Origin of the sequence: Serratia sp. 2880STDY5682894 (assembly GCF_001537385.1) — a bacterium.
GTDB classification, from domain to species: Bacteria; Pseudomonadota; Gammaproteobacteria; order Enterobacterales; family Enterobacteriaceae; genus Serratia; species Serratia nevei.
Genome location: NZ_FCJA01000003.1, coordinates 252810 through 274455 on the forward strand (window position 1 = coordinate 252810; position 21646 = coordinate 274455).

Below are 21646 nucleotides of genomic sequence, written 5' to 3' on the forward strand. Positions count from 1 at the left end.
GCCGGGGCGAACGGGTATAAACTGCGCAAAACAGAGGAGAATCATGATGCATAAACAGGTTATCGAGTTCTGGTTCGACGAGATCGAACCGATCATGTGGTTTAAAAAGGACGACGATTTCGATCGTCTGCTGCACAGCCGTTTCGGCGAAATCTGGCGGGCAGCGGCGGCGGGGGAGCTGGCGCACTGGCGCGACACCATCGAAGGGCGCCTGGCGGAGGTGATCGTGCTCGATCAGTTCAGCCGCAACCTGTTCCGCGGCACGCCACAGTCGTTCGCCTGCGACGGCATGGCGCTGATCCTGGCGCAGGAGGCGATCCGCAGCGGCGAGTGCGAACGGCTGAGCCGCGAGCAGCGTGGCTTCCTCTATCTGCCGTTCATGCATTCGGAATCGCCGCTGATCCACCAGCAGGCGCTGGTGCTGTATACCGAGCTCAACAACGGCGACCAGCTGGAGTTCGAGCTGCGGCATAAGGCGATCATCGATCGTTTCGGCCGCTACCCGCATCGCAATGCGATATTGGGGCGCACCAGCACGCCGGAAGAAGAGGCCTTTTTACAACAGCCTGGATCGGGTTTTTAATCGTTGGATCATCTGCGCCCGGCCGGGGAAAAAACAGCAGGCCGGGCGCCGCAATAAGCGTTATTCAGCGCGAACGTTTATTTCCTTACGCCATGCCGCTATTTCCGCACGTGAAATTACCAATAATCTCAGCCGCAGGATCGGCGGTTTGCCGTTTTTTATAACCTGCTGTTTTTATTCCAATAAGCTATTTCAAGGTGCGAAACGGTCTAAGCGCGCTACGCTAAAAGCGGGGCGTGGACGTTATGCTGTACTTCCACTGCAGGACTAAATAGAGTCGAAAAAGACTGAATAATAATGATACCGCGCTCAGCTTATTCGCTGCGCAACGGCGGGATTAACACAGGGTGTCAGGCAAATGAGCAAACCAGTGATTGCCATTCATGGCGGCGCGGGCGCAATTACCCGGGCGGCGCTGAGTGCGGAAAAAGAACGGCTGTATATCCAGGCGCTGTCCGAGATCGTGGCCGCCGGGCAGGCGATACTGGCGCAGGGCGGCAGCGCGCTGGACGCGGTGACCGAAGCGGTGCGGCTGCTCGAAGAGTGCCCGCTGTTCAACGCCGGCAAAGGCTCGGTGTTTACCCATCAGGGCACTCACGAACTGGACGCCTGCGTGATGGACGGCCGCACCTGCGATGCCGGCGCTGTCGCCGGCGTCAGCTGCATCCGCAACCCGGTGCTGGCGGCGCGCGCGGTGCTGGAAAACAGCGAACACGTGCTGTTTGCCGCCGAAGGCGCCGAGAAGTTTGCCGCCGCCCACGGCCTGGAAATGGTTACCCCTGACTTCTTCTTTACCCAGGAACGTTTCGATCAGCTGCACCGCGCCCAGGCGGAGCAGGGCCGGGTATTGCTCGATCACGACGGTGCGGCGCAGGCCGGCGATCCGCTCGATCCCGATCGCAAATTCGGCACCGTCGGCGCGGTGGCGCTGGATGCGCTGGGCAACCTCGCCGCCGCCACCTCCACCGGCGGCATGACCAACAAGCAGGCCGGGCGGGTAGGCGACACGCCGATCATCGGCGCCGGCTGCTATGCCAACAACGCCACGGTGGCGGTCTCCAGCACCGGCACCGGCGAAATCTTCATGCGCGGTGTGGCGGCCTATGACGTCTCCGCCCTGATCGAGTATGGCTGCCTCAGCCTGCAGGCCGCCAGCGATCGGGTGGTGATGGAGAAGCTGCCGGCGCTCGGTGGCAGCGGCGGCATGATCGCCGTCGATCGCCACGGCAATATCGCGCTGCCGTTCAACTGCGAGGGGATGTATCGCGGTTTTGGTTATGTCGGCGATGCGCCGTCCGTCGGGATTTACCGCTAAGCGTTCACCGGGAGGGTGCATGACCGACGTTTCATTCCGGCCCGCCGGCAGCGGGTTGTCACTGCCGCCGCAGCGGGTGCTGACGGTGCGCGATCTGAGCATCAGCTTTCCTCAACCGGATGGCGCCGTGGCAGCGGTGCGTAACCTGTCGTTCGATCTCGATCGCGGCGAGACGCTGGCGATCGTCGGTGAGTCCGGCTCCGGTAAATCGGTGACTTCGCTGGGGCTGATGCGGTTGGTGGAGCAGGGCGGCGGGCGCATCGTCAGCGGCGCCATGACGCTGCGCCGGCGCGACGGCGCGCTGCTCGATCTGGCGCGCGCCCCGCAGAGCACGCTGCGCACGGTGCGCGGTGCCGACATGGCGATGATCTTTCAGGAGCCGATGACCTCGCTGAACCCGGTGTTTCCGGTCGGCGAGCAGATCGCCGAATCGCTGCGCCTGCATCAGGGCATGGATCGCCGCAGCGCGCGCCAGGAGGCGCTGCGCATGCTCGATCTGGTGCGTATTCCGGAGGCCAAAGAGGTGCTGGGGCGCTACCCGCACCAGCTTTCCGGCGGCATGCGCCAGCGGGTGATGATCGCCATGGCGCTCTCCTGCAAGCCGGCGTTGCTGATCGCCGATGAGCCCACCACCGCCCTCGACGTCACCATTCAGGCGCAGATCCTGCAGCTGATCCGCGTGCTGCAACAGGAGATGCAGATGGGGGTGATCTTCATCACTCACGACATGGGCGTGGTGGCGGAGATCGCCGATCGGGTGCTGGTGATGCGCCGTGGCGAACAGGTGGAACAGAATCGGGTGCGCGAGCTGTTTGCCGCGCCGCAGCAGGCCTATACCCGGGCGCTGTTGGCGGCGGTGCCGAAGCTGGGGGCGATGGCCGATCGGCCGCTGCCGGCGAAGTTTCCGCTGCCGGGCGGCGAGGAGGATACGGCGCCGCAGGATACCGTACCGCCCGGCGCCGCGCCGATTCTGCGAGTGGAGCATCTGGTTACGCGCTTTGATCTGCGCGGCGGACTGTTCAATCGGGTCACTCGCCGGGTGCACGCGGTGGAAAACGTCAGTTTCGATCTTTACCCCGGCGAGACGCTGGGGCTGGTGGGCGAGTCCGGCTGCGGCAAGTCCACCACCGGGCGCTCTCTGCTGAAGCTGGTGGACAGCCAGAGCGGCACTATCACCTTCGCCGAGCGGCGGATAGACCAATTGAAGGGGGCGGCGCTGCAGCACCTGCGGCGCGATATTCAGTTCATCTTTCAAGATCCCTACGCCTCGCTCGATCCGCGCCTGACGGTCGGTTTTTCCATCATGGAGCCGCTGCTGGTGCACAACGTGATGCGCGGCCGGGAGGCGGAGCAACGGGTGGCCTGGCTGCTGGAACGCGTCGGCCTGCTGCCGGAGCATGCGCGCCGCTACCCGCACGAATTCTCCGGCGGCCAGCGCCAGCGTATCTGCATCGCGCGTGCGCTGGCGCTGAACCCGAAAGTGGTGATCGCCGATGAGGCGGTCTCGGCGCTGGACGTGTCGATTCAGGCGCAGATCGTCAATCTGTTGCTCGATCTGCAGCGCGAATTCGGCATCGCTTTTCTGTTTATTTCACACGACATGGCGGTGGTGGAGCGCATCAGCCACCGGGTGGCGGTGATGTACCTCGGGCAGATCGTCGAGATCGGCCCACGGCAGGCGGTGTTCGACAATCCGCAGCACCCCTACACCCGCAAGCTGATGGCGGCGGTGCCGGTGGCCGATCCCGCTCATGCCCACAAACGGCAGCCGCTGCCGGCAGATGAGATCCCGAGCCCGGTGCGCGCGCTGGGCGATGAACCCGTTACCGCACCGCTGGTGCAGGTTGGCGCCGGGCACTTTGTCGCCCGCCACCCGATCGCCGGTGCTTTTTAAAGACCTCAGGAGAGACAAGCGACATGAAGCACACATTCAAACGCAATGCGCTGTTGGCCGCCGTACTGCTGGCGGCGGGAACCGGCCCGGTCTGGGCGGCGAAGGACGCGGTGATCGCCGTGGCCTCCAATTTCACCACCCTCGATCCTTACGACGCCAACGACACGCTGTCGCAGGCGGTGGCCAAGTCTTTCTATCAGGGGCTGTTCGGCTTCGACAAGGACATGAAGCTGGTGAACGTGCTGGCGGACAGCTATGAGGTCAGCAAAGACGGCCTGACCTACACGGTCAAACTGCGCCAGGGGGTTAAATTCCACGACGGCACCGCGTTCAACGCCGAGGCGGTGAAGGTAAACCTCGATCGCGCCAGCAACCCGGACAGCCACCTCAAGCGCTACAACCTGTTCAAGATGATCGACAAAACCGAGGCGGTGGACGCCAATACGGTGAAGATCGTGCTGAAGGCGCCGTTCTCGGCGTTCGTCAACAACCTGGCGCACCCGGCGGCGGCGATCATCTCGCCGGCGGCGCTGAAGCAATACGGCAAAGAGATCGGTTTCCACCCGGTCGGTACCGGGCCGTATCAGTTCGTGACCTGGAACCAGACCGATTTCGTCAAGGTGAAGAAGTTCGACGGCTACTGGCAGCCGGGGCTGCCGAAGCTCGACAGCATCACCTGGCGCCCGGTGGTGGATAACAACACCCGCGCGGCGATGCTGCAGACCGGCGAGGCGACCTTCGCCTTCCCGATCCCTTACGAGCAGGCCAAGGTGCTGGAGGGCAACGCCAAGTTGGACGTGGTGGCAGCCCCGTCTATCCTGCAGCGTTACATCAGCATGAACGTCACCCAAAAGCCGTTCGACAACCCGAAGGTGCGCCAGGCGCTGAACTACGCCATCAACAAGGACGCGCTGATCAAGGTGGCGTTCGCCGGTTACGCGGTGCCGGCGGAAGGCCCGGTGCCGCCGGCGATCGACTTCGCCGCCCGCTATAAGCCGTGGCCGTACGATCCGGCCAAGGCGCGCGAGCTGCTGAAAGAGGCCGGCTACCCGAACGGCTTCACCACCACGCTGTGGTCTTCCCACAACCACAGCACCGCGCAGAAGGTGCTGCAGTTCACCCAACAGCAGCTGGCGCAGGTGGGGGTGAAAGTGACGGTGACGGCGATGGATGCCGGGCAGCGTGCGGCGCAGGTGGAGAGCGTCGGGGTGAAGGACACCGGGGTGCGGCTGTTCTACACCGGCTGGTCGGCCTCGACCGGGGAAGCGGACTGGGCGCTGTCGCCGCTGTTCTCTACCCAGGCGGCGCCGCCGAAGCAGTTCAACACCGCGTTCTACAGCAACCCGCAGGTGGACAAGGATCTGACCGACGCGTTGGCGACCACCGATCGCGCCGAGAAGCAGAAACTGTATCAGGACGCGCAGGATCGCATCTGGGCCGACGCGCCCTGGATCTTCCTGGCGACCGAACGTCTGTTGTCGGCCAACAGCAAACAGCTGAGCGGCTTCTACGTGATGCCGGATACCTCGTTCAACTTTGATAACGCCGATCTGAAATAAGGCGCCCATCCCCGCCTGCGGCCAAGCGGCGGCGGGCGGGGGAAGGAATGAGATGCTCAATTATTTTCTGAAACGACTGCTGGGCCTGATCCCGACGCTGCTGATCGTGGCGGTGCTGGTGTTCCTGTTCGTCCACCTGTTGCCGGGCGATCCGGCGCGGCTGGCGGCGGGGCCGGAGGCCGACGAGGCGGTGGTGCAGCTGGTGCGCAAGGATTTGGGGCTGGATAAGCCGCTGCCGCAGCAGTTCGCGCACTTCTTCGTCAACGCGCTGCGGGGCGACTTCGGCATCTCGATGGTGTCCAAACGCCCGGTGAGCGAAGAGATCGCCTCGCGCTTTATGCCGACCTTCTGGCTGACCGTCACCAGCATGCTGTGGGCGGTGGCGTTCGGCCTGGCGATCGGCGTGGTGTCGGCGGTGTGGCGCAACCGCTGGCCGGATCGCCTCGGCATGACGCTGGCGGTGTCGGGGATCTCGTTCCCGGCCTTTGCGCTCGGCATGCTGCTGATGCAGGTATTCTCGGTCGAGCTGGGGTGGCTGCCGACGGTGGGCGCCGACAGCTGGCGGCACTACATTCTGCCTTCGATCACCCTGGGGGCGGCGGTGGCGGCGGTGATGGCGCGCTTCACCCGCGCTTCGTTCGTCGAGGTGCTGCAGGAGGACTACATGCGCACCGCGCGCGCCAAGGGCGTGCGGGAAAGCGTGGTGGTGATGAAACACGGCCTGCGCAACGCGATGATCCCGGTGGTGACCATGATGGGGCTGCAGTTCGGCTTCCTGCTCGGCGGTTCGATCGTGGTGGAGAAGGTGTTCAACTGGCCGGGGTTGGGGCGGTTGCTGGTGGACTCGGTGGAGATGCGCGATTACCCGGTGATCCAGGCTGAGGTGCTGCTGTTCTCGCTGGAGTTCATCCTGATCAACCTGCTGGTGGATATGCTGTACGCGGCGATCAACCCGGCGATTCGTTATCAATGAGGACGCGGCATGATTAAGCATTGGCGGCGCAACGCCGCACTGAAGGCGATGCCGCTTATCGACCCCAACGCGGTACGCACGCCGTGGAGCGAGTTTTGGCGGCGTTTTCGTCGCCAGCGGGCGGCGCTGGTCGCCGGCCTGCTGGTGCTGCTGCTGATTGCGGCGGCGCTGCTGGCGCCTTATCTGGCACCGTTCGATGCGGAAAACTATTTCGATTACGACCGGCTGAACGAAGGGCCTTCGCTGATGCACTGGCTGGGCGTGGATTCCCTCGGGCGCGATATCTTCAGCCGCATCCTGATGGGCACGCGCATTTCGCTGGCGGCCGGGGTGTTCTCGGTGCTGGCGGGCGGGGCGATCGGCACCTTGCTGGGGCTGCTGGCCGGCTACTATGAAGGCTGGTGGGATCGCCTCACCATGCGCGTCTGCGACGTGCTGTTTGCGTTTCCCGGCATTCTACTGGCGATCGGCGTGGTGGCGATCATGGGCAGCGGCATGGCCAACGTGATCGTTGCGGTGGCGATCTTCAGCATTCCGGCCTTCGCCCGCCTGGTGCGCGGCAATACGCTGGTGCTGAAGCACCTGACCTATATCGAATCGGCGCGCAGCATCGGCGCCTCGGACTGGACCATCATCCTGCGGCACATTCTGCCGGGCACCCTGTCTTCGATCGTGGTCTATTTCACCCTGCGCATCGGCACCTCGATCATCACCGCCGCCAGCCTGTCGTTTCTGGGCCTGGGCGCCCAGCCGCCGACGCCGGAGTGGGGGGCGATGCTCAACGAGGCGCGCGCCGATATGGTGATCGCGCCGCACGTGGCGATCTTCCCCAGCCTGGCGATATTCATCACCGTGCTGGCCTTCAACCTGTTGGGGGACGGATTGCGCGATGCGCTCGATCCGAAACTGAAGGGGTGAGGGTATCGCTGAATTGGCATACCCCTGTTTTAGAGTTTTTTGATGAAGATTTGACCGGTGTATATTACAGGGATGAGGAATGGGTATGACACATGAGATGGCTGCCGTACGTATTTCACAGATCGGGAAGGCCGTTGGTAATGCCAATGAGCATAGGAATCAAATTAAAGCTGCCATCGATTTTCTGATTGATGGCTTTTGAAGAAATCCGGGCGGTTTAACCGCCCGGATTTTTTTATCAGCGGAACAGGTGCTCGGCGTGGAAGCGCAGGTGATCCTCCACGAAGGTGGCGATGGTGAAGTAGCTGTGATCGTACCCCGGCTGAATGCGCAGCGTCAGCGGCCAGTCGCGCTGGCGCGCCAGCTCCGCCAAGCGCGCCGGCTGCAGCTGGTCGGCCAGGAACTGGTCGTCGTCGCCCTGGTCGATAAGGACCGGCATTTTTTCCGCGCCGCTGGCCAGCAGATGGCAACTGTCGTACTGCAGCCACTGGCTTTCGTCGCTGCCCAGATAGGCGGTGAACGCCTTGCGGCCCCACGGCACCTGGCACGGGTTCACGATCGGCGCGAACGCCGATACCGAGCGGAAGCGCTGCGGATTGCGAAACGCCATCATCAGCGCGCCGTGGCCGCCCATCGAGTGGCCGAAGATCGACTGACGATCGCTGACGCTGAAGTGCTGTTCGATCAGCGCCGGCAGTTCGGCGCTGATGTAGTCGTACATGCGGAAATGGCGATCCCACGGCGCCTGGGTGGCATTCAGGTAGAACCCGGCGCCCTGGCCCAGATCGTAGCCTTCGTCGTTCGGCACTTCGTCGCCGCGTGGGCTGGTGTCCGGCATCACCAGCACCAGACCCAGCTCGGCGGCGATGCGCTGCGCGCCGGCTTTCAACGTGAAGTTCTCGTCGTTGCAGGTCAGCCCCGACAGCCAGTACAGCACCGGCGGCGGGTTGTCATCGCGCGGCGGCGGCAGGTAGATGCTGAATGTCATGTTGCAATTCAGGCTCTGCGCCGCGTGGCGATAGCGCTGTTGCCAGCCGCCGAACATGCGGTGCTCTTCGAGAAGTTCCAATGACAGCGTCATCTCTGCCTCCTGGCTTATTGGTCGAAGTGGATGACGGAACGGATCGATTTGCCTTCGTGCATCAAATCGAACGCTTCGTTGATCTGCTCCAGCCCCATGGTGTGGGTGATAAAGTCGTTCAGCGCGAATTCGCCGTCCAGATAGCGCTCGACGATGCCCGGCAGCTGCGAACGGCCCTTAACGCCGCCGAACGCCGAACCACGCCAGACGCGGCCGGTGACCAGCTGGAACGGACGGGTCGAAATCTCTTCGCCGGCGCCTGCGACGCCGATGATCACCGATTCGCCCCAGCCCTTGTGGCAGCACTCCAGCGCGGAACGCATCACGTTGACGTTGCCGATGCACTCGAAGGAGAAATCGACGCCGCCGTCGGTCAGCTCGACGATCACTTCCTGAATCGGCTTGTCATAGTCTTTCGGGTTGATCAGATCGGTGGCGCCCAGCTTGCGGGCCAGATCGAACTTGCTGGTGTTGATGTCGATGCCGATGATGCGGCCCGCGCCGGCCATCTGCGCGCCGATGATCGCCGACAGGCCGATGCCGCCCAGGCCGAAGATCGCCACGGTGTCGCCCGGTTGCACTTTGGCGGTGTTCATCACCGCGCCCATGCCGGTGGTCACGCCGCAGCCCAGCAGGCACACTTCTTCCAGCGGCGCTTCCTTGTTGATTTTCGCCAGTGAGATTTCCGGCACCACGGTGTACTCGGAGAAGGTGGACGTGCCCATGTAGTGGAAGATCGGCTTGCCGTCCTTGAAGAAGCGCGTGGTGCCGTCCGGCATCAGCCCTTTGCCCTGGGTGGCGCGGATCGCCTGGCACAGGTTGGTCTTGCCGGATTTACAGAATTTGCACTCGCCGCACTCCGGGGTGTAGAGCGGGATCACGTGATCGCCGACCGCCACGCTGGTGACGCCTTCACCGACCGCTTCCACCACGCCGCCGCCCTCGTGGCCGAGGATCGCCGGGAACACGCCTTCCGGATCTTTGCCGGACAGGGTGTAGGCATCGGTGTGACAAACGCCGGTGGCGACGATCCGCACCAGCACTTCGCCTTTTTGCGGTGGCATCAGCTCGACTTCTTCGATCTTCAGCGGCTGGTTCGGGCCCCAGGCAACGGCGGCGCGGGTTTTGATCATCTCCATCATAGTCTCCTCAGTGGTTTTCTTTTTAAATCAGGCGATATCGACAACGTCTGATAAATCGTTGGGGGTGCTTTCATCAACAGCGGCGGTTTCCGTCTGTTCAATAATCAACTCTTTCAGCGCGCGCACGTTCGGCCCGAACGCGTCGCGGCGCCACAGCAACCAGGTGGCGGTGTCGGCCACGTCCGGCGGCAGGGTATGAACCCGAACCCGCTCATGGCCCGGCAGCAGGCTCAGCACCGAATGCGGGATCATCGCCAGCCCGGCGCCGCTGGCGACGCAGGCCAGCATGGCGTGATAGGACTGGATCTCCATAATTTGCCCCGGCCGCGCGCCTTCGCGCTTGAACCAGGCCTCCAGCCGCAGGCGGTAGGAGCAGCTGGCGCGAAAGGCGAACAGCGTTTCGCCATTGGCGTCTTTGGCGCTGTGGATCGGCGCGTGATCGAGACAGGAAATCACCACCATATGTTCAGGATAGGCGATGCAGCCGTTCAGCTCGTCATAGGGTACCGGGCCGTCGACCAGCGCCGCGGCCAGCGTGCCGGCGCGCACCCGATCGGCGATTTCGCCGGAGGTGCCGGTGGTCAGCGACAGCGAAACCTGCGAGAAGCGCTGGTGGTAAGCCGCCAGCAGCGAGGGCAGGCGGGTGGCGGCGGTGCTCTCCATCGAGCCGAGGGCGAAGTTGCCCGCCGGTTCGCCGGCGTGGGTGATGCTCATCGCCTCATCGCTCAGTGCCAGGATGCGGTTGGCGTAGCACAGAAAGTTATGGCCCATCGGCGACAGGCGCAGGCGCTGTTTTTCGCGGATAAACAGATCGGCGCCCAGCTCCTGCTCAAGCTGGCGCAGCCGGGTGGTCAAATTCGACGGCACGCGGTGCAGCTGCTCGGCGGCGCGGGCGACCGAGCCGGTTTCCGCCACGCAGCAGAACATGCGAAGCTGGGTCAGATCCATAATATTCTCGTTTCGTGATGAACTTGATAACTATTATTCAGTTTTTGTGAGTTTAATACTGCGGCATGATACTGGCAACTTTCTTTTAACCTTTTGGATACCGGTATGGCTTTACGTATTGCCTTGAGCGGTTTTGCCGCGCTGATCGTCGCGATGGGCATTGGCCGCTTCGCTTTCACTCCCCAGGTGCCGCTGATGCTCGCGGAGCACCAGTTCAGCCTCACCGGCGCCGGGCTGGTGGCGGCGATCAACTATTTGGGCTACCTGTGCGGCGCCTACGACGCGATGCGCGCCACGCGCCACGTCGAGCGGCGCCTGTGGTTGGGCGTGTGGGGCGCGGTGGTGCTGACGCTGCTGTCGGCGCTGGCGCAGGATGAATGGACGCACGGTGCGCTGCGCTTCGTCATCGGCTGGGCCAGCGGCTGGGCGATGGTGCTGGTGGCGGCCTGGACCAACGAGCGGTTGGCGCACTACGGCCGGCCGGCGCTGAGCGCGGCGGTGTTCGCCGGGCCGGGCGCCGGCATCTTCCTCAGCGGCATGCTGGCGGTGGGCATCAACACGCTGGGGCTGACGGCAGCGCAGGCCTGGCTGGTGTATGGCGGGCTGGCGCTGGTGTTGGTCGGAGGAATTAGCGCCTTTCTGCCGCGCAGCGGCGAGCTGCATCGCCCGGACGTGGCCCCGGAGCCGCTGCTGCTGACGCCGGCGCTCAAACGCCTGGTGTGGAGCTACAGCCTGGCCGGGTTCGGCTATATCCTGCCGGCGACGTTCTTGTCGCAGATGGCGGCGGCACGTTTTCCCGGTAGCCTGTTCGCGCAGTTCGTCTGGCCGGTGTTCGGCGGCGCGGCGGTGCTGGGGATCGTTATCGGCATTTTGACTCGCCACAGGCTGACCACCCAGAGCCGGCTGGCGATCACGCTGTGGATACAGGCGCTGGGCGTACTTAGCGCCGAAGTGGTGCCGGGCGTGGCCGGCCTGGCACTCGGGGCGTTGCTGACCGGCGGCGGTTTTCTCTGTGTGGTGCAGCTCGCCCTTCAGCACGGCCGTGAACTGGCGCCGCGCCATGCGCGTTACATGGCCGGGTTGCTGACCACCGGTTATGCGATCGGCCAGCTGGTTGGGCCGATGCTGTCGGCGCTGTCGACCGCCATGACCCATCGGCTGGAGCCGGCGTTGTACGTGGCGGTGGCGGCGCTGTTGGTGGCCGGTGCGCTGGTGGTGAATACCCCGGCGCGGCGGCTGGCGCAAAAAACGGCGATGCGCTGATTAAAATCCATACAAAAAGCGTGGGATCCCGCAGCCGGCCTGATTGTGCTAAATGCGAATATTTCACCTGCGGATGAAGCACTATCACTGGATAATCGCCGCGCTCTCATCTACAGTGGGGGCAAAATCTTGACCGGGTTCACGTTATCCATCACGAAAACTCTGCCGTCACGAGAGCAAGCAATTCGCCGGCCGCACGCCCTACCAGGCCGCCGGCGGGTTCCGTCCGCAGGAGAACAAGTACATGACATCATTAAGTAAAGAAGCCGCGCTGGTGCATGCGGCGCTGGAAGAGCGTGGTCTGGAAACGCCGCTGCGCGGGGAAGTGCTGGATCGCGAAACGCGCAAGCGCCGCATCAAAGAGCACATGACCGAAATCATGCAGCTGCTGAATCTCGATCTGTCCGACGATAGCCTGGCGGAGACGCCGCATCGCATCGCCAAAATGTATGTCGACGAGATCTTCTCCGGGCTGGACTACGCCAACTTCCCGAAAATCACCGTCATCGAGAACAAGATGAAGGTGGATGAGATGGTGACGGTGCGCGATATTACGCTGACCAGCACCTGTGAGCACCACTTCGTGACCATCGACGGCAAGGCCACCGTGGCCTATATCCCGAAAGACTCGGTGATCGGCCTGTCGAAGATTAACCGCATCGTGCAGTTCTTCTCCCAGCGTCCGCAGGTGCAAGAGCGCCTGACCCAGCAGATCCTCGTGGCGCTGCAGACGCTGCTCGGCACCAATAACGTGGCGGTATCGATCGATGCGGTCCATTATTGTGTCAAGGCGCGCGGCATCCGCGACGCGACCAGCGCCACCACCACCACCTCGTTGGGGGGGCTGTTCAAGTCCAGCCAGAATACCCGTCAGGAGTTCCTGCGCGCGGTGCGTCATCACCAGGGGTGATGGCGTTGCGGGGCGACCCGCACGACAACAACAGGCGCCTGCGGGCGCCTTTTTCATGAGCGGAAGACAGCGATAAAAAATGAACAGTCACCCTCTGCCGCGCATCGCCACGCTGGACTGCGTGCGCGGCATCGCCATTCTCGGCATTTTATTGCTGAACATCAGCGCCTTCGGCTTGCCGAAGGCCGCCTATCTCAACCCGGCCTATCTGGGCATGCCGTCGTCGCGCGACGCCTGGACCTGGGCGCTGCTCGATCTCTTCGCCCAGGCCAAGTTCCTGGCGATGTTCGCGCTGTTGTTCGGCGCCGGGCTGCAAATGCTGCTGCGGCGCGGCAAAAGCTGGATCCGCGCGCGGCTGTCGTGGCTGGTGCTGTTCGGCCTCGCGCACGCCATCTTCCTGTGGGACGGCGATATTCTGCTGGCCTATGGGCTGATCGGCCTGGTGTGCTGGCGCATGATCCGCGAAGCCAAAGAAACCTTCCAGCTGCTGAAAACCGGCGTGGTGCTCTATCTGATCGGCGTAGCGGTGCTGCTGCTGCTCGGCTTCGTTTCGCACGGTGAGCCGGGCAGCTTCTGGCAGCCGGGCGTGGCGGAGCTGCAGTACGAGAAGTTCTGGAAGCTGCAGGGCGGTTTCGAAGCCTGGCGCAGCCGCGCCGATCTGCTCTCGTCCAGCCTGTTGGCCATCGGCGCGCAGTATGGCTGGGAGCTGGCGGGGCTGATGCTGTTCGGCGCCGGGCTGATGCGCAGCGGCTGGCTGCGCGGCAGTTATTCCTCCGGTTATTACCTGCGACAGGCGGCGTGGCTGCTGCCGCTTTCAGTGCTGATCCAGCTGCCGGCGGTGGCGCTGCAATGGCAGGTCCACTGGGACTATCGCTGGAGTGGTTTCCTGCTGCAGGTACCGCGTGAGCTGGGCGCCCCGCTGCAGGCGATGGGCTATCTGGCGCTGTGCTACGGTTTCTGGCCCGCGCTGTCGCGCATGCGCATCGCCCACTGGCTGACCCTGGTGGGGCGCATGGCGCTGAGCAACTACCTGCTGCAAACGCTGATCTGCACCACGCTGTTTTATCGCTTCGGTCTCTATGCGCAGTTCGACCGGCTGCAGCTGTTGGCGTTCGTGCCGCTGGTCTGGCTGGCCAACCTGGCGTTTTCCGCACTGTGGCTGCGTTACTTCGCTCAGGGGCCGATGGAGTGGCTGTGGCGCAAGCTGACGCAGCTGGCCGCCGGCGCAGCGGAACCCAAAGCGCTGAAGTGAGCGCCAGCCGGCAGGTTAAAAAAATGTATGTAAACGTTTTCTTTCCTGTGACGTAATTCACGCGAGCAGCGGGCCAATCGGGGTAGGATAGCGCCACCGGCCACTACCCCGATTTCAGGATCCCGCATGCCTCCAGTTCATCCGATCACCATTCGCGACGTGGCGAAACGCGCCGGGGTCTCCGTGGCGACCGTCTCCCGCGTGCTGAACCACAGCGCGCTGACCAGCAAGGAGACGCGCGAGCAGGTGCTGCAGGCGGTGGCGGAGCTGGGCTATCGCCCCAACGCCAACGCGCAGGCGCTGGCGACCCAAAGCAGCGATACCCTGGGCGTGGTGGTGATGGACGTCTCCGACCCGTTCTTCGGCGCGCTGGTGAAAGCGGTAGACACGGTGGCGCAGAAACACCACAAATACCTGCTGATCGGCAACAGCTATCATCAGGCGGACAAAGAGCGCCACGCGATCGAAGTGCTGATCCGCCAGCGCTGTAATGCCCTGATTGTCCATGCCAAAGCCCTGAGCGACGCCGAGCTGATCGGCTTTCTGGAGCAGGTGCCGGGCATGGTGCTGATCAACCGGATTATCCCCGGCTATGAGCCGCGCTGCGTCGGGCTGGATAACGTCTGCGGCGCGGAAATGGCGATGCGTCTTTTGCTGTCGCAGGGCCATCGGCGCATCGGCTATCTGGGCTCCAATCACCCGATCGAAGACGGGCCGCTGCGCCAGCAGGGCTATGCGCAGGCGATGGCCGCCGCCGGGCTGGCCACGCCCGACAACTGGCGCGCCTACGGTTCGCCGGATCTGCAGGGCGGCGAGGCGGCGATGGTGGAACTGCTGGGGCGTAACCTGCAGCTGAGCGCGGTGTTCGCCTACAACGACGCCATGGCCGCCGGCGCCATGGCGGTGCTGAAAGAAAACGGTATCACAGTGCCGCAGCATTTCTCGCTGATCGGCTTCGACGACATCCCCATCGCGCGTTACACCAGCCCCAAGCTCACCACGGTGCGCTATCCGATCGTCTCGATGGCCACGCTGGCGACCGAGCTGGCGTTGCAGGGCGCAGCAGGCCTGGCGGAGCCGCAGGCCGCTCATCTGTTCATGCCGACGCTGGTACGGCGCCATTCTGTCGCCCCCTGGCAAAGTGAGGCGACGGTCACTCTCTGACGATTTAATCTTGTGTAACCGTTTTCAATCTGTGAGAAAATTCACAGAATATTAACATCGCGCCGTCTATGCTCTAGGCGTTTTCTGGCGCAAAGGCCCTTGCCGCTGCAACCTTTACCTCGCGCTGACACAGCATTTCTCGGAAATAACAAGATCCACGGACGACAGGTGTTGAGTGGAAATCGCCTGGCCTGGGGTGTGCGCACTGCCGGTGACCATTGGCTCAAAGACGAGTAATACCCTACACAGAACCGGAGACTGACAATGAATAAGAAGGTTTTCACCCTGGCCGCCATGGCCGCAGCCATGATGTTTGGCGCCGCAGCCCATGCTGACACCCGTATTGGCGTCACGATTTACAAGTACGACGACAACTTCATGTCGGTGGTGCGCAAGGCTATTGAGAAAGACGCCAAGGCTTCACCGGACGTCACCCTGCTGATGAATGACTCGCAGAACGACCAGTCCAAGCAGAACGATCAGATCGACGTGCTGCTGGCCAAGGGCGTGAAAGCGCTGGCGATCAACCTGGTCGACCCGGCCGCAGCGCCGGTGGTTATCGATAAGGCGCGCGCAAACGATATCCCGGTGGTGTTCTACAACAAAGAACCTTCCCGCAAGGCGTTGGACAGCTACGACAAGGCGTATTACGTCGGCACCGATTCCAAAGAATCCGGCGTGATCCAGGGCGAGCTGATCGCCAAACACTGGAAAGCCAATCCGGCCTGGGATCTGAACAAAGACGGCCAGATCCAGTATGTGCTGCTGAAGGGCGAACCGGGCCACCCGGATGCCGAAGCGCGCACCACCTACGTGGTGAAAACGCTGAACGAAAAAGGCATCAAGACCCAGCAACTGCAGATGGATACCGCGATGTGGGATACTGCGCAGGCGAAGGACAAGATGGACGCCTGGCTCTCCGGCCCGAACGCCAACAAGATCGAAGTGGTGATCGCCAACAACGACGCCATGGCAATGGGCGCGGTGGAAGCGCTGAAAGCGCACAACAAGACCAGTATCCCGGTGTTTGGCGTCGATGCGTTGCCTGAAGCGCTGGCGCTGGTGAAATCCGGCGCGATGGCGGGCACGGTGCTGAACGACGCCGACAACCAGGCGAAAGCCACCTTCGAGCTGGCGAAGAACCTGGCGGCGGGCAAACCGGCCACCGAAGGCACCCAATATAAAATCGAAAATAAAGTCGTGCGTATTCCTTACGTCGGCGTAGATAAAGACAACCTGTCTCAGTTTGTTAAATAAGAATTGAGATCCCGCTAAGACCCCGCCTGCGGCGCCAACACCAGGAATACCGCCGGCGGGGATGTTTACGACTGCAAGATCGTTAAGCCAGGTGTATTTATGGCCGATAGCTCACGCGAATTTCTGCTGGAAATGACGGATATCTGTAAGTCATTTCCCGGCGTCAAAGCCTTGGACAATGTCAATTTACGCGTCCGCCCGCACTCGATTCACGCCCTGATGGGGGAGAACGGCGCGGGGAAATCGACGTTGCTGAAATGCCTGTTCGGCATTTACAAAAAAGACAGCGGCAGCATTGTGTTTCAGGGCCGGGAGATCGATTTCAAGAGTTCGAAAGAAGCGCTGGAGCACGGCGTTTCCATGGTGCACCAGGAGCTGAACCTGGTGCTGCAGCGCACCGTGATGGACAACATGTGGCTGGGGCGCTACCCGACCAAAGGCCTGTTCGTCGATCAGGAAAAAATGCTCAAAGACACCCAGGCGATCTTCGACGAGCTGGATATCGACATCAACCCGCGCGAAAAGGTGGGCAACCTGTCGGTGTCGCAGATGCAGATGATCGAGATCGCCAAGGCGTTCTCCTACGACGCCAAAATCGTCATCATGGATGAACCGACCTCTTCGCTGACGGAAAAAGAGGTCAATCACCTGTTCACCATCATCCGCAAGCTGAAAGAGCGGGGCTGCGGCATCGTCTATATCTCGCACAAGATGGAAGAGATCTTCCAGCTGTGCGATGAGATAACGGTGCTGCGCGACGGCCAGTGGATCGCCACCCAGCCGCTGGAAGGGCTGGATATGGACAAGATCATCGCCATGATGGTCGGCCGCTCGCTCAGCCAGCGCTTCCCCGACAGGCAGAACACGCCGGGTGAGGTGATCCTTGAGGTGAAGAACCTGACGTCGCTGCGCCAGCCCTCGATCCGCGATGTGTCCTTCGATCTGCATCAGGGCGAGATCCTCGGCATCGCCGGGCTGGTGGGCGCCAAACGCACCGATATCGTCGAGACGCTGTTCGGCATTCGCGAAAAGGTGGCGGGCACTATCAAGCTGCACGGTAAAGCGATCGATAACCACAGCGCCAACGAAGCCATCAACCACGGTTTTGCGCTGGTGACCGAAGAACGCCGTTCCACCGGGATTTATGCCTACCTCGACGTGGGCTTCAACTCGCTGATCTCCAATATCCGCAATTATAAAAACAAGCTCGGCCTGCTGGATAACGCGCGGATGAAGAGCGACACCCAGTGGGTGATCGACGCCATGCGGGTGAAAACGCCGGGGCATCACACCCATATCGGCTCACTGTCCGGCGGCAATCAGCAGAAGGTGATCATCGGCCGTTGGCTACTGACGCAGCCGGAGATCCTGATGCTGGATGAACCGACGCGCGGCATCGACGTGGGCGCCAAGTTCGAGATTTATCAGCTGATGACCGAACTGGCGAAGAAGGGCAAGGGGATCATTATCGTCTCGTCCGAAATGCCGGAGCTTTTGGGGATCACCGACCGTATTTTGGTGATGAGCAATGGTCAGGTTGCGGGCATCGTTAACACCAAACAGACCTCGCAAAATGAAATCTTACGTCTCGCCTCCCTGCACCTTTAAGGATCGGAATTATGAACGCGCTAAATAAAAAAACCTTATTTACCTATTTCAAGGAAGGCGGCATTTACGTGGTGTTGCTGGTGCTGCTGGCCATCATCATCATTCAGGATCCGACTTTCCTCAGCCTGATGAACCTGAGTAACATCCTGACGCAGTCTTCGGTGCGCATCATCATCGCGCTGGGCGTGGCGGGGCTGATCGTGACCCAGGGCACCGACCTGTCCGCCGGGCGGCAGGTGGGGCTGGCGGCGGTGGTGGCGGCCACGCTGCTGCAGTCGATGGATAACGTCAACAAGGTGTTCCCGCACATGGAAACCTGGTCGATTCCCCTGGTCATCCTGCTGGTGTGTGCGGTCGGCGCGGTGATCGGCCTGGTTAACGGCCTGATTATCGCCTATCTCAATGTGACACCGTTCATCACTACGCTGGGCACCATGATCATCGTCTACGGCATCAACTCGCTGTATTACGATTCGGTCGGCGCTTCGCCGGTCGCGGGCTTCGATCCGAAGTTTTCCACCTTTGCCCAAGGCTTCTTGCGCTTCGGCGACTTTAAGCTGTCGTACATTACCTTCTATGCGCTGATCGCCATCATATTCGTCTGGATCCTGTGGACCAAGACCCGCTTCGGCAAGAACATCTTCGCCATCGGCGGCAACCCGGAAGCGGCCAAGGTGTCCGGGGTCAACGTGCCGTTGAACCTGATCATGATCTATGCGCTGTCCGGCGTGTTCTACGCCTTCGGCGGCCTGCTGGAAGCGGGGCGCATCGGCAGCGCCACCAATAACCTCGGCTTTATGTACGAGCTGGATGCCATCGCCGCCTGCGTGGTGGGGGGGGTCTCCTTCGCCGGCGGGGTGGGTACGGTGTGGGGCGTGGTGACCGGGGTGATCATCTTCACCGTCATCAACTACGGCCTGACCTATATCGGCATCAACCCGTACTGGCAGTACATCATCAAGGGCAGCATCATCATCTTCGCCGTGGCGCTGGATTCGTTGAAATACGCCAAGAAGAAGTAGATTTATCACCTCGCAGACCACAAGGCCGGCCTATTGCCGGCCTTTGTTTTGGGCGTTTGCCGCGTCAGGGCTGTTTGGCTTTCTGCTTCTCTTCTTTCAGCTTGTGCTCCAGCTCCACCAACTGTTCCGGTGAAACTGCGGGATAGCCCTGGGCGTCTTCCGGCACGGTGTGCATGGCGGAGATCGGGATCAGCGGGCCAAGGAAGCGCGGTTCGCGCTTGAGGATGTACAGATCGGTCAGCGCGCCCAGGCGAGCGAAGATCTCGCGGGCGCGCACCGTCATCATGTCTTTCGGCGACGGCACCGCGTAGCACTGCGCCTGAATGCCCATGTGCAGGGCGATGAACAGCGCGCGCTCGCAGTGGAAGCGCTGGGTGATGATGATGAAATCGTTGGTGTCGAACACCTTGCGGGTGCGCACGATGGAGTCCAGGGTACGGAAACCGGCGTAGTCCAGCACGATATCGCTCGGCGCCACGCCGGCGGCGATCAGATCGCGACGCATGGTCATCGGCTCGTTATAGCTTTGCTGGGCGTTGTCGCCGCTCAGCAGCAGGTATTTCACCTTGCCGCTGTTATAGGCGTTGATCGCCCCCTGAATGCGGTAACGGTAGTACTGGTTGATCACCCCGGTGCGGTAATACTTGGCGGTGCCGAGCACCACGCCGACCTGGCGGTGCGGCAATTCCTGCAGTTCGTCGTAGACGTAAGGCGCGGTTTTCCAGCTGATCCAGCGATCCAGCGCAATAGCCGAACCCATCAACACCGCAATGATGATGAACAGGCTGATGATCAGGCGTTTCCACATGTTGTTGCCTTACGCGCGCCGGGCTGAAAAAGATGGATCAAGGCTACTTTACCTGACCGATCGACGCAAGACGCGAACCGCCTGAAGCACGCGCAACGCCGCATTTTTAGGCGGTTTTGTCGCACAAAAAAGCCCGGCGGAGCCGGGCTGGGTCAATTTAGCGCGCCAGTTAGAACGAGGTGCGCTTGTAGCTGCGGTACTGCGGCCGCCAGAAGTTGTGCTCGATGGCTTTCGACAGCGCGTCTTCGGAGGTGACGATCGCCACGCCCTGCAGCTGCGCCGCTTTACCCACTTCCATGGCGATGCACTTCGACACGCCCTGAATATCGTCGATATTCGGCAGCAGTGCGCCGTGGCCGTCGGTGGCCAGCGGCGAACAGTCCGCCAGTGCGCGGCTGGCGGCCATCAGCATGGCGTCGGTGACGCGGGTGGCGCCGGAGGCCAGCACGCCGAGGCCAATCCCCGGGAAGATGTAGGAGTTGTTGCACTGGGCGATCGGGTACAGCTGCTCTTTATAGCTCACCGGCGCGAACGGGCTGCCGGTCGCCACCAGGGCGGCGCCGTCGGTCCAGTTGATGATGTCTTCCGGGCGGGCTTCCACGCGCGAGGTCGGGTTGGACAGCGGCATCACGATAGGGCGTTCGCAGTGCTTGTGCATCTCGCGGATCAGCTCTTCGGTAAACAGCCCCGGCTGGCCGGACACCCCGATCAGAATGGTCGGCTTGGCGTTGCGCACCACGTCCAGCAGCGAGATGGCGTCGCTGGCGGTTTCCCAACCGGCCAGGTTGTCGCTCTTCTGTACCAGCTTGCTCTGGAAATCGAGCAGGTTCGGCAGTTTGTCGGTCAGCAGGCCGAAGCGGTCGACCATGAATACGCGGGCGCGCGCTTCGTCTTCGCTCAAGCCTTCGGACTTCATCTGCGCGATGATTTGCTCGGCGATGCCGCAGCCGGCGGAACCGGCGCCGAGGAAGGTGACTGTCTGATCGCGCAGCTGGCTGCCGGCGGCGCGGCTGGCGGCGATCAGGCTGCCGAGGGTGACCGCGGCGGTGCCCTGGATGTCATCGTTGAAGCAGCAGATCTCGTCGCGATAGCGGTTCAACAGCGGGGTGGCGTTGTTCTGCGCAAAGTCTTCGAACTGCAGCAGCACGTTCGGCCAGCGGCGTTTGACCGCCTGAATAAACTCTTCGACGAAGGCGTGGTACTCCTCGCCGGAGATGCGCGGATGGCGCCAGCCCATGTACAGCGGATCGTTGAGGCGCTGCGGGTTGTTGGTGCCGACGTCCAGCACCACCGGTAGCGTGTAGGCCGGGCTGATGCCGCCGCAGGCGGTGTACAGCGACAGCTTGCCGATGGGGATGCCCATGCCGCCGATGCCCTGGTCGCCTAGGCCGAGGATACGCTCGCCGTCGGTGACCACGATCACCTTGACGTTCTGCTTGGTGGCGTTTTGCAGCATGTCATCGATGCGATCGCGGTTCGGGTAGGAGATGAACAGCCCGCGCGCGCGGCGATAGATATCGGAGAAGTGTTCGCAGGCCTCGCCGACGGTCGGGGTGTAGATGATCGGCATCATCTCGCTCAGGTGCGAGTCCAGCAGGCGGTAGAACAGGGTTTCGTTGGTGTCCTGGATGTTGCGCAGGTAGATGTGCTTGTCGTTGTCGTTCTTGAAATCCTGGTACTGACGGTAGGCGCGTTCCACCTGTTCTTCGATGGTTTCCACCGCTTCCGGCAGCAGGCCGTGCAGGTTGAAGTGGCTACGTTCTTCCTCGGTGAAAGCGCTGCCTTTGTTCAGCAGCGGAAATTCCAGCAGAATCGGGCCGGCGTAAGGGATGTAGAGCGGGCGTTTGCTTTCGTATTCTAGTTCCATCAGTTTTACTCTTCACGTATCAGATAACTTTATTGCCGACGATCCTAAGAGATAAAGAGAAGATGTACAGCATTTGTTGCCA

At 62.2% G+C, this 21646-nt stretch carries 19 protein-coding genes; 14 read left to right on the forward strand and 5 right to left on the reverse strand.

Going from position 1 to position 21646, the window contains the following annotated elements; translation table 11 throughout:
• Nucleotides 1-46: 46 nt before the first annotated feature.
• The 7 genes from AWX27_RS09520 (at nt 47) to AWX27_RS09550 (ending at nt 7444) form a co-directional block, all read left to right on the forward strand.
• Nucleotides 47-583, forward strand: a complete 537-nt coding sequence (locus AWX27_RS09520; protein ID WP_060421380.1) for a DUF924 family protein — start codon at nt 47-49, stop codon at nt 581-583.
• Between the two features lie 358 nt (nt 584-941).
• The gene (locus AWX27_RS09525) at nt 942-1898 is read left to right on the forward strand and encodes an isoaspartyl peptidase/L-asparaginase family protein (RefSeq protein ID WP_060421381.1); all 957 of its coding nucleotides are present in this window, start codon (nt 942-944) and stop codon (nt 1896-1898) included.
• Nucleotides 1899-1917: 19 nt separating this feature from the next.
• The gene (locus AWX27_RS09530) at nt 1918-3792 is read left to right on the forward strand and encodes a dipeptide ABC transporter ATP-binding protein (protein ID WP_060421384.1); all 1875 of its coding nucleotides are present in this window, start codon (nt 1918-1920) and stop codon (nt 3790-3792) included.
• 23 nt (nt 3793-3815) lie between these two features.
• Nucleotides 3816-5351: a glutathione ABC transporter substrate-binding protein GsiB gene (gene gsiB, locus AWX27_RS09535; protein WP_060421388.1), complete on the forward strand. Its 1536-nt coding sequence runs from the start codon at nt 3816-3818 to the stop codon at nt 5349-5351.
• A 52-nt stretch (nt 5352-5403) separates the two neighbouring features.
• On the forward strand, nt 5404-6324 hold the full coding sequence (gene gsiC, locus AWX27_RS09540) for a glutathione ABC transporter permease GsiC (RefSeq protein ID WP_038880960.1): 921 nt from the start codon (nt 5404-5406) through the stop codon (nt 6322-6324).
• 9 nt (nt 6325-6333) lie between these two features.
• Entirely contained in the window at nt 6334-7242 is a 909-nt protein-coding gene (gene gsiD / locus AWX27_RS09545) for a glutathione ABC transporter permease GsiD (protein WP_049233469.1), read from the forward strand.
• An 85-nt stretch (nt 7243-7327) separates the two neighbouring features.
• On the forward strand, nt 7328-7444 hold the full coding sequence (locus AWX27_RS09550; protein ID WP_204275811.1) for a CcdB family protein: 117 nt from the start codon (nt 7328-7330) through the stop codon (nt 7442-7444).
• 36 nt (nt 7445-7480) lie between these two features.
• On the opposite strand, the gene fghA is transcribed toward AWX27_RS09550, so the two are convergent.
• From fghA to AWX27_RS09565, 3 genes are read right to left on the reverse strand one after another with little or no spacing between them, the layout of a single operon-like run.
• Nucleotides 7481-8323 carry an S-formylglutathione hydrolase gene (gene fghA / locus AWX27_RS09555; RefSeq protein ID WP_015377214.1) on the reverse strand — a complete coding sequence of 281 codons (843 nt, stop codon included), beginning with the start codon at nt 8321-8323 and terminating at the stop codon, nt 7481-7483.
• A 14-nt stretch (nt 8324-8337) separates the two neighbouring features.
• A complete protein-coding gene (locus AWX27_RS09560) occupies nt 8338-9462 on the reverse strand; it encodes an S-(hydroxymethyl)glutathione dehydrogenase/class III alcohol dehydrogenase (protein WP_038880962.1) in 1125 nt (374 codons plus the stop codon).
• 30 nt (nt 9463-9492) lie between these two features.
• A complete protein-coding gene (locus AWX27_RS09565) occupies nt 9493-10413 on the reverse strand; it encodes a putrescine utilization regulator PtrR (RefSeq protein ID WP_016928453.1) in 921 nt (306 codons plus the stop codon).
• A gap of 105 nt (nt 10414-10518) precedes the next feature.
• Here AWX27_RS09565 and AWX27_RS09570 point away from each other — a divergent pair, with 105 nt between their 5' ends.
• From AWX27_RS09570 to mglC, 7 genes are all read left to right on the forward strand, one after another.
• The gene (locus AWX27_RS09570; RefSeq protein ID WP_060421392.1) at nt 10519-11676 is read left to right on the forward strand and encodes a YbfB/YjiJ family MFS transporter; all 1158 of its coding nucleotides are present in this window, start codon (nt 10519-10521) and stop codon (nt 11674-11676) included.
• Nucleotides 11677-11920: 244 nt separating this feature from the next.
• Nucleotides 11921-12586 (forward strand): GTP cyclohydrolase I FolE, encoded by a 666-nt coding sequence (folE, locus tag AWX27_RS09575; RefSeq protein ID WP_004938969.1) that lies wholly within the window; start codon nt 11921-11923, stop codon nt 12584-12586.
• Between the two features lie 79 nt (nt 12587-12665).
• Nucleotides 12666-13838 (forward strand): DUF418 domain-containing protein YeiB, encoded by a 1173-nt coding sequence (gene yeiB, locus AWX27_RS09580; protein WP_060421397.1) that lies wholly within the window; start codon nt 12666-12668, stop codon nt 13836-13838.
• A 126-nt stretch (nt 13839-13964) separates the two neighbouring features.
• Complete coding sequence (gene galS, locus AWX27_RS09585; RefSeq protein WP_038880975.1) at nt 13965-15002, forward strand: HTH-type transcriptional regulator GalS; 1038 nt, start codon at nt 13965-13967, stop codon at nt 15000-15002.
• A 264-nt stretch (nt 15003-15266) separates the two neighbouring features.
• On the forward strand, nt 15267-16259 hold the full coding sequence (gene mglB / locus AWX27_RS09590; RefSeq protein ID WP_038880978.1) for a galactose/glucose ABC transporter substrate-binding protein MglB: 993 nt from the start codon (nt 15267-15269) through the stop codon (nt 16257-16259).
• A gap of 99 nt (nt 16260-16358) precedes the next feature.
• Nucleotides 16359-17867 (forward strand): galactose/methyl galactoside ABC transporter ATP-binding protein MglA, encoded by a 1509-nt coding sequence (gene mglA / locus AWX27_RS09595; protein WP_033637724.1) that lies wholly within the window; start codon nt 16359-16361, stop codon nt 17865-17867.
• Between the two features lie 11 nt (nt 17868-17878).
• On the forward strand, nt 17879-18889 hold the full coding sequence (gene mglC / locus AWX27_RS09600; protein ID WP_004938953.1) for a galactose/methyl galactoside ABC transporter permease MglC: 1011 nt from the start codon (nt 17879-17881) through the stop codon (nt 18887-18889).
• 64 nt (nt 18890-18953) lie between these two features.
• Here mglC and sanA read toward each other — a convergent pair whose 3' ends face one another.
• The gene (gene sanA / locus AWX27_RS09605) at nt 18954-19697 is read right to left on the reverse strand and encodes an outer membrane permeability protein SanA (protein ID WP_004938948.1); all 744 of its coding nucleotides are present in this window, start codon (nt 19695-19697) and stop codon (nt 18954-18956) included.
• Between the two features lie 169 nt (nt 19698-19866).
• Nucleotides 19867-21564 carry an NAD-dependent malic enzyme gene (locus AWX27_RS09610; protein ID WP_004938945.1) on the reverse strand — a complete coding sequence of 566 codons (1698 nt, stop codon included), beginning with the start codon at nt 21562-21564 and terminating at the stop codon, nt 19867-19869.
• Between the last annotated feature and the right edge of the window lie 82 nt (nt 21565-21646).

What these genes read in the sequence shown, in the direction of transcription:
- mglC (WP_004938953.1), top strand. Translation starts at nt 17,879, where the DNA reads ATGAACGCGCTAAATAAAAAAACCTTATTTACCTATTTCAAGGAAGGC.
- AWX27_RS09610 (WP_004938945.1), bottom strand. Translation starts at nt 21,564, where the DNA reads ATGGAACTAGAATACGAAAGCAAACGCCCGCTCTACATCCCTTACGCC.
- AWX27_RS09525 (WP_060421381.1), top strand. Translation starts at nt 942, where the DNA reads ATGAGCAAACCAGTGATTGCCATTCATGGCGGCGCGGGCGCAATTACC.
- gsiB (WP_060421388.1), top strand. Translation starts at nt 3,816, where the DNA reads ATGAAGCACACATTCAAACGCAATGCGCTGTTGGCCGCCGTACTGCTG.
- gsiD (WP_049233469.1), top strand. Translation starts at nt 6,334, where the DNA reads ATGATTAAGCATTGGCGGCGCAACGCCGCACTGAAGGCGATGCCGCTT.
- mglA (WP_033637724.1), top strand. Translation starts at nt 16,359, where the DNA reads ATGGCCGATAGCTCACGCGAATTTCTGCTGGAAATGACGGATATCTGT.
- AWX27_RS09570 (WP_060421392.1), top strand. Translation starts at nt 10,519, where the DNA reads ATGGCTTTACGTATTGCCTTGAGCGGTTTTGCCGCGCTGATCGTCGCG.
- mglB (WP_038880978.1), top strand. Translation starts at nt 15,267, where the DNA reads ATGAATAAGAAGGTTTTCACCCTGGCCGCCATGGCCGCAGCCATGATG.
- AWX27_RS09565 (WP_016928453.1), bottom strand. Translation starts at nt 10,413, where the DNA reads ATGGATCTGACCCAGCTTCGCATGTTCTGCTGCGTGGCGGAAACCGGC.
- yeiB (WP_060421397.1), top strand. Translation starts at nt 12,666, where the DNA reads ATGAACAGTCACCCTCTGCCGCGCATCGCCACGCTGGACTGCGTGCGC.
- fghA (WP_015377214.1), bottom strand. Translation starts at nt 8,323, where the DNA reads ATGACGCTGTCATTGGAACTTCTCGAAGAGCACCGCATGTTCGGCGGC.
- AWX27_RS09530 (WP_060421384.1), top strand. Translation starts at nt 1,918, where the DNA reads ATGACCGACGTTTCATTCCGGCCCGCCGGCAGCGGGTTGTCACTGCCG.
- AWX27_RS09520 (WP_060421380.1), top strand. Translation starts at nt 47, where the DNA reads ATGCATAAACAGGTTATCGAGTTCTGGTTCGACGAGATCGAACCGATC.
- gsiC (WP_038880960.1), top strand. Translation starts at nt 5,404, where the DNA reads ATGCTCAATTATTTTCTGAAACGACTGCTGGGCCTGATCCCGACGCTG.
- galS (WP_038880975.1), top strand. Translation starts at nt 13,965, where the DNA reads ATGCCTCCAGTTCATCCGATCACCATTCGCGACGTGGCGAAACGCGCC.
- AWX27_RS09550 (WP_204275811.1), top strand. Translation starts at nt 7,328, where the DNA reads ATGACACATGAGATGGCTGCCGTACGTATTTCACAGATCGGGAAGGCC.
- sanA (WP_004938948.1), bottom strand. Translation starts at nt 19,697, where the DNA reads ATGTGGAAACGCCTGATCATCAGCCTGTTCATCATCATTGCGGTGTTG.
- AWX27_RS09560 (WP_038880962.1), bottom strand. Translation starts at nt 9,462, where the DNA reads ATGGAGATGATCAAAACCCGCGCCGCCGTTGCCTGGGGCCCGAACCAG.
- folE (WP_004938969.1), top strand. Translation starts at nt 11,921, where the DNA reads ATGACATCATTAAGTAAAGAAGCCGCGCTGGTGCATGCGGCGCTGGAA.